A 7,104-nucleotide genomic window follows, 5' to 3' on the forward strand; every position below is an offset into this window, starting at 1 on the left:
ATATTTCGCTCAAAATCATCAAAATAGTAACGTTTACCTGCGGCAAACGGAAGCGTGGAAGAAGAAATAATAAGTGTACTATAATGGCGTAAGTGGTCGGTACCATATTTATGTACGGTGAATAAATAATCCCTGCCTATACTGATATTTTACAGTAAGAGACAGGGATATTTCAAATGGGCGGATTAAAAATCCGAATATTCAAAACAGTCGGATAACATATCCGATTGAACGAAGATTAGCAGATTTAAAATTCTAATATCCAATTCAGTTAGATTATATATCTTGGCTGGATGAACATTTTTCCAACATAGCAAAATCTATCGACCTTTTCTTAAAGAATCAAGAGTTGCTTTTGCAGACAAACTTATTATAGGTTCTGAAGAATGAGATAAGTTCACTAAATTTTTCCAAGCTAATTTAGGGGATATTTCCAAACAGAAGATAGAAGCCCACAGCATAACATTCTCATTTTTATTATCTAAGAATGACTCAAAAACATTTATGCAATCAAGTTCTTTAGCTTGTTTATGTAATAACTGTATTTTTTTATGAAAGCGATTAGCCTTCTTACCTTCTCCTTCTGCAAAAGCACAACTCTGTTCTATTGCAAATTTTTCAAAATCAACTTTTATTTTTTCTAAGGTTTCCATCCAAATCTTTTTAATGTTTCTACTCCAAATTTATATTGTTCATTATAACTCAATGTTTTTACATAATCTCTAACTAGCATATTCTGTCCAGGGCGGTGCCATACTCATTGCACGAGGAAATAAATAATCCCTGCCTCTACCGTTTCATTGTAAGAGGCAGAGATAATTCATGTTAACAACCTGATTAGCAAATTACAATTTTAAATCATCAAGACAGTTTAAAATATCCTCTTCTGAGTGAAAAAAGGTTTTCAAAAAAGACTCCATATCATGCAAGTACACATCAGCATCTTTCACAGTAGTATTATCGCCTTGCGTCGCATTCAATATTTCTAATGGTAACCAATAAGCATACCACTCTCTTACAAAGGACTCATTTTGAAAATCTCCCGCATCTAAAACGCTTTCCAGCCCATTAACAAGATCAGAATATCGAAAAATACCATTACGATAAAGTTCTATAAACTTAAACATATGGCATAAAAGCCTTAATTGATGTTCATTTAACATATCAATGTCCCAATTTTACTACTGTTATAACACGTGTACCTTGTGGATTAGTAACTACTTGAACGTTTTCAAAGGTTCGTACTACTTCGTTAATAGTTCTACCAGGTGTCACATTCCCATATTTAATCGCATTTTCTACAGCAGAAGGAGGTATGCCACGACTACCTAATTTCACTCCATCAAAAACAGTGCCTACCGGTTGCATTCTCTCTAAGGCATGACTAGTGTATTCTATACCATTAATAATAGTCCTACCATTGCTTGCAGCCGGCCAAAGGCTTGTACCAGTAGAAATCCCTCGAACTACAACCGCAGATGCACTCTTTCCTAAAAATTGAGAAAATCCTTTACCCCCCCAAGCTATGGCATCACTCAACAAAGCTCCTCCCAATTGCCAAGCACCTATTTCGACTATCGCTTCTCCTATCGGCCGTGCAATAGCATCCATCGAGCGGCTTCTGAGTGCATTACTCAATTCAGACTTAGACATTTCCGATAAAGGACTGTCTTTACCCAAGAATTGATTCTGTAACTTGTGACTGATATATATCAAATCAAAAGCCTTGACTGCCTGATTGGCTATGATTCCCGCATTCTGATAGGCATTAAAATAACGACCCTCACCCCACGGGAAAGAAACACTAGCACCAAGACGGGAATAACCATCTAAATCTTTGTCTCCTTCCTGCCAATATAAGTTACCATTTTGGTCTTCATACCAATCTTCCCCCGTCGGATCAACCCTGTTCACCGGATCACCTCCGCAATAAGTATAAGGATACGTACCCGGGTAGCTGCCCGCTTGCGGGTCAACACTAATAAACATACCTATCTTAGGATCGTAAATACGGGCATTCATATTGATAAGCCCGAACTCGTCGATATGCTCGTGACAGTATACCCATAACTGGTGATGCTGTTGGCAGAAGCAAGTTCCGAACTACTCAACACAACACCTGTCAGCGGATCACGACGATTACCCCAGGCATCATAAGAAAACTTCTGAACAATACCTCCACTGGTGTAAAGCGACATCAAAGAACCCAGACGATCGGTCAACACCCCGTAGCAGGTTTTACTACCACTTGAAGTACGGACTAAAGCAACCAAACGTCCATCGGCAAAGATATAATCTAAATCGGAAACAGCACCATTTCCTGTGTTAATATTTCGCTCAAAATCATCAAAATAGTAACGTTTACCTGCGGCAAAAGGAAGCGTGGAAGAAGAAACAGTCAGTGCACTATAATCGCGTAAATTGTCGGCTCCATATTCATACTCGCGGGTACAACCGGTGTGTACTATCGCAGAAGGGAGATTATTCTTATAGTAATTTACCTGTTGAAGAGCAGACGAGTATCCTGATATCGGAGTTATTGCCGATAGAGGAGCACCTGATGCATTGTAACTATAACTTCCGATATCCGACTTTGCCTTAATGGTACGTCCACTATTGTAAGACACAGTAACCGGAGTCTTTCCCGAAAGAGTAGAACTTAGCAGACATCCTTCCGCATCATAGGCAAAAGTTTCAGTAAGCCCGCTACCACCGAACTTTTCGATGCGTTGCGTCAGCAAGCCACCTCGGTTGTATTGATAACTGAAAGTAGCCAGAGAGTTACTGATACCTTTATACTTTCCTAACTGATCATAAGTATAAGTAGTTTGTTTATTTCCGCAATTCACATCGCTGGTCAACAATCCCTGATCATTATAACTTTTAGCTTCCCACAATTTGACGGAAGTTGCATTGTCAGTGATGGAAATAAGATTATGAGAAGCATCATAACCAAATTTCTGCACAAGACCCGACGGACTGGTATATGTAAGCAAACGTCCTTTACTGTCGTAGGTATAACTTTTAGTGAGTGCCTGATCCTTAATTGTCTTCACTTCTTTCTGTAATAATCCTGCAGTCGTATAGGTATAAGCAGATTGATGACCGGAGACCCCGTTATTTATCAATTGCCCTTTATTATTATAGGTATAAGACAACGTACGTTCTCCATCTGCCACACTGACAAGACGCCCCGCCAAATCATAAGTATAAGTCGTAACGTTATCATTCGCATCTCTCTTCGTAGCCAGTTCATCAAAACCATTATACGTATAAGTCGTAGTACCCGAAGCAGTGTTGCTGACACTGATACACAAGCCATAAGTGTTATAGGTAGAGGTCACCGGATAGCCGGGCGAACTTACCTTTACCACACGACCGGCTGCATCATAAGTATAAGTCGTGGTGCCTGTGGCGTCGCTCTGCGACACAATATTCCATTGAGCGTCATATACGAAGGTTTCCGTACTCTCTTTGTCCGTCACAGTACGGTGCGTTTCGGTCTGTTTGTTGTAAGTATGATAAACCTGTTTATTCAAAGTAGTTCCGTCTGCCGAATGATGGTCTTCCTGTGTCAGACGTTGGTAACCGTCGTAAGTATAATCTACGGTGGCAAGCAGGCTCAAAGTACCGTTGCCACACAACGTTTCCTCTTTTGTCAGCAGACCTGATGCATTGTAAATGCTGCGTAAATGCTTCCACTTATTGCCCGGTTGCAATTCGCTTTGTAGTGATATACGCCCGTAACAATCCACTGTTACCTCAGAGGATAATACTCCATCATAAAGTTTCTGTTGCCGATACAAACTTGCAGCAATTCCCGTTAAAGCATGGTTTGTCCAAGAATATCGATATTCCGTAGGCACTTGTTCGTGAGAAAAAGAATAGTTTTAGATATTAATCTTTAGAAAGTACACAAGTGCATATCAATGAGGGATTAACATAATCTGATTTATTTACATCAATAAATCAGAAAGAAAAAAAGAAAACTATCTGTTGATCGAAAGCAGTGCTTTCTTCCATCCGGAACATTGCTGTTATAAAAACAATTATTATCTTTGTGCTGTTGCTAAAAGCAGAAAGGAGTTTAACAAAAGATGAAACGCCCCGATATCCTCCACCACATCGCAGAAGCTATGCGGAGCATTGCCCCTACAGCCCAGACCATTGTCTATGGCTCGGAGGCCCGTGGAGACGCACGTCCCGATTCAGACATTGACCTACTTATTTTACTTGATGATCAGGAAGAACTTACTCCCGAAAGAGAACTTGAACTTCGCCGCCCTCTCTCTGAATTGGAAGCCCAAACCGGAGTAGCTATTAATGCACTTGTCGTTCTTCGTCGTGTATGGGAACAACTTATCAGCCCATTTACCATAAATGTAACTAGGGAAGGTATAGCATTATGAAACAGCAACTTGATTCCGAAACACGTGCCGCAATGGTTGATTACCGTTTGGAACGTGCACACAGCACCCTTGGAGAAGCAGATTTACTATATGGTGGCGGATATTTCAATGCCGCTGTTAATCGCTTATATTATGCTTGTTACTATGCTACTACCGCCCTTCTGTTAAGCCATCAAATAGAAGCCAGTACTCACAATGGCGTGAAAACACAGCTTTCCATGCACTTTGTTCGTAACAATCGCCTCAATTTAGAACACAGTACTACTTTCGGTTTGCTTTTTGACAAAAGACATAGCAGTGACTACAGCGATTTTGCCTATTGCGATGCCCCATTAGTAGATTTACTGCGTCCTCGAGCTGAAGCTTTCATCCTTGCTGTTGAAGCTTTGACAAGAGAAAAAAAAGACAAACCCGGCCAATAGGTATCTGTCATTTCTGAGAATAGAACAATTATAATTCGATTCTATCTCAGATCGAAAGTCAGAAAGAATTCAGTGAGGTCAAGGCTTACGGATAATGCAGAAGTATTCCCTTTTTTATTTCTTTTTCTACCTAATCTTATTACCTTTGTTGCCTAATACAGATTCATTCCACTTAAGTAGTCCGCAAAAGACACTATAGTACACCTTGCGAACCACTATAGTGGAACGAAAGGTATACTGTAGTAGAACGAAATAAAAGTAACGAATGAACCATATCCCTACAGGCAGCAGGATGAATCGGAATGCCTATATAAAACAATTATAATTATGAGCTTAAAATATGACCTTTACGAAACGCCCGACATACAGCAGACCGGCGAGCAACAACCGCTTCATCCCCGCGTAGTTTTCAAGGGAACCATCGGCCGGGAAGAATTTCTGGACCGCGTTCACAAATTCACAGGTTTGAGCCGCAGCCTGCTCGCAGGTGCCATGCAGTCTTTCCAAGATGAATTGAGAGATTTACTTGCCGACGGGTGGATTGTGGAAATGGGAGAGATGGGTTACTTCTCCGTATCCCTGCAGGGACCTCCTGCAATGAAGAAAAAGGACGTGCATGCACAATCCATCAAATTAAAAAACATCAATTACCGCCCGAACAGCCGGTTCAAGAAAGAGGTGCATTGGAAAATGAAACCGGAACGCGGTGAATCCTTTACCCGTCCCAACAGAGAAGAACGCGATACAGAGAAATGTCTGGAAATAATAAACAGTCATCTGGCAAAGTACCCTTGCCTCACCCGCGCCGACTACTGCCGACTGACGGGATGCGACAAGAAACTTGCCCTGAAAGAACTGAATGGCTTTATTGCCGACGGGCTTTTGATACGCTACGGAGCGGGAAAACAGGTGGTTTACGGAAAGGTGCAGCAGTAGTAACAGGAGCTGAATTGACTATTCTAGTATTTCCGCCAGAAAAGTTTTAACGTCCTTCCATGAATAATAAGGAGCAGTTTTATTCTTCAACGGCAACTCCACTTCATTCTCATTCAGCAACAGCTTCACCAGTATATCACTCTTCTTATCGCGATAGAAAATTAATTGTAGATTGGCTCCCATAGGAGAGACCCGATAATCTTGCCAGGCAAGATGGAATTTTTCCATATCCGTCTCCTGATTGCTACATCCTTCTATTTGCATCAAAGCAAGCAGACGGATGAGGTGGGTATCATGCCCGAAACGAAGATCTGCCGCAGGAGTGCCTTTCTTTATAGCAACATCCGCACTTTCCAGAATATTGCGCAACAAAGGCACAGCACAGCGAGGCATCAGACCGCCATTGAGCGGAGCAGCAGCATTACACACGTACATGCGGGCATTCACCGTCTTCCAAATACCTACCAACTCCTCATATTCAAAGATATCATAGAAGGACAAATCCAACTCTACATTCTGCATATCGGCAGCAATCCAATAGAGGCTGCGCATCATGGCATCCGGATCAGTTATCGCATCAGGTTTCACAAACAGGGAAGCCATCATGCGCCCGGTACGAACGTTCTTCTTTTCAAATTCCCTGAACCCACGTCTCCATGGAGCTTTCTCTGAAGAAAACTTCTCACCTTCAGGAGAAGTGTAAGCTATATAATCCATATACCGATGGTAAGCCCTACGCTCCACATGCAAGGCAGGATTCAGTTCTTTCAAGCGTTCCGTAAAATAGCTCATGCTCATAGCACAACGCAGAGAAGTGGACGAACGGGCGTCTATAAAAGCATCTTCCCGGAATACTTGCGGGAAATTGTGATACATGCGTTCAGCTATCTCACGATGTTGACGTTCGCCAAGGGGAGTAATACTTCCACTACATCCGCGGGCATCTTCCCAAACCTTGTGCAAACGCTGACGTACATCCATGCCAAGAGGAGTAAGCTCAGAACATTGATAAAGGGAATCAAAAACACAGATGACTTCCGTATAACGTTCATCCGCCGTCATCCAACGGGAGCCATGACGACCGTAGTGACTGATATAGAAAGGCTCATATCCCGCCGGAGCAGGGGTATGGACAGATGTAGGGGCAGGATAAGCATAATAAATACTTCCTGCCTGCTCCGGCGTCAATACGGACTGGGAACGAGCGGTGAAAGTACACAGTAAATACAATATAAAAATTATGCTTTGTCTCATCTTCGTAAAGAATTTAAGTTATCACTCTTTTATTCCTTTATCTGATTCTCCGCAAACACACCTAATATTTTTAGTATATTAGC

8 protein-coding genes are annotated in these 7,104 nt (G+C 41.8%); 3 read left to right on the plus strand and 5 right to left on the minus strand.

The features are described from left to right. Positions 1-320: 320 nt before the first annotated feature. The 4 genes from DWW10_RS25345 to DWW10_RS25360 form a co-directional block, all read right to left on the minus strand. Positions 321-653 (minus strand): hypothetical protein, encoded by a 333-nt coding sequence (locus DWW10_RS25345; protein ID WP_118422452.1) that lies wholly within the window; start codon positions 651-653, stop codon positions 321-323. 192 nt (positions 654-845) lie between these two features. After that, a complete protein-coding gene (locus tag DWW10_RS25350; RefSeq protein ID WP_118222945.1) occupies positions 846-1,163 on the minus strand; it encodes a hypothetical protein in 318 nt (105 codons plus the stop codon). A gap of 1 nt (position 1,164) precedes the next feature. Next, a complete protein-coding gene (locus DWW10_RS25355; protein WP_118487402.1) occupies positions 1,165-2,022 on the minus strand; it encodes an RHS repeat-associated core domain-containing protein in 858 nt (285 codons plus the stop codon). Further along, positions 2,019-3,866 (minus strand): RHS repeat domain-containing protein, encoded by a 1,848-nt coding sequence (locus tag DWW10_RS25360; RefSeq protein WP_118487404.1) that lies wholly within the window; start codon positions 3,864-3,866, stop codon positions 2,019-2,021. The genes DWW10_RS25355 and DWW10_RS25360 overlap by 4 nt, the downstream gene beginning before the upstream one ends. Positions 3,867-4,097: 231 nt before the next feature. Between DWW10_RS25360 and DWW10_RS25365 the strand changes: the two genes are divergently transcribed. The 3 genes from DWW10_RS25365 to DWW10_RS25375 all read left to right on the plus strand — a co-directional run bounded on the left by DWW10_RS25365 (position 4,098) and on the right by DWW10_RS25375 (position 5,767). Then, a complete protein-coding gene (locus DWW10_RS25365; protein WP_022393417.1) occupies positions 4,098-4,409 on the plus strand; it encodes a nucleotidyltransferase domain-containing protein in 312 nt (103 codons plus the stop codon). Continuing rightward, entirely contained in the window at positions 4,406-4,831 is a 426-nt protein-coding gene (locus DWW10_RS25370) for a HEPN domain-containing protein (protein WP_022393418.1), read from the plus strand. The genes DWW10_RS25365 and DWW10_RS25370 overlap by 4 nt, the downstream gene beginning before the upstream one ends. A 327-nt stretch (positions 4,832-5,158) precedes the next feature. After that, positions 5,159-5,767, plus strand: a complete 609-nt coding sequence (locus DWW10_RS25375; protein WP_022393419.1) for an HU family DNA-binding protein — start codon at positions 5,159-5,161, stop codon at positions 5,765-5,767. An 18-nt stretch (positions 5,768-5,785) separates the two neighbouring features. Here DWW10_RS25375 and DWW10_RS25380 read toward each other — a convergent pair whose 3' ends face one another. After that, positions 5,786-7,021 carry a histidine-type phosphatase gene (locus tag DWW10_RS25380; RefSeq protein WP_022393420.1) on the minus strand — a complete coding sequence of 412 codons (1,236 nt, stop codon included), beginning with the start codon at positions 7,019-7,021 and terminating at the stop codon, positions 5,786-5,788. Between the last annotated feature and the right edge of the window lie 83 nt (positions 7,022-7,104).

This window comes from Bacteroides intestinalis (assembly GCF_003464595.1).
In the GTDB taxonomy this organism is placed as follows: domain Bacteria; phylum Bacteroidota; class Bacteroidia; order Bacteroidales; family Bacteroidaceae; genus Bacteroides; species Bacteroides intestinalis_A.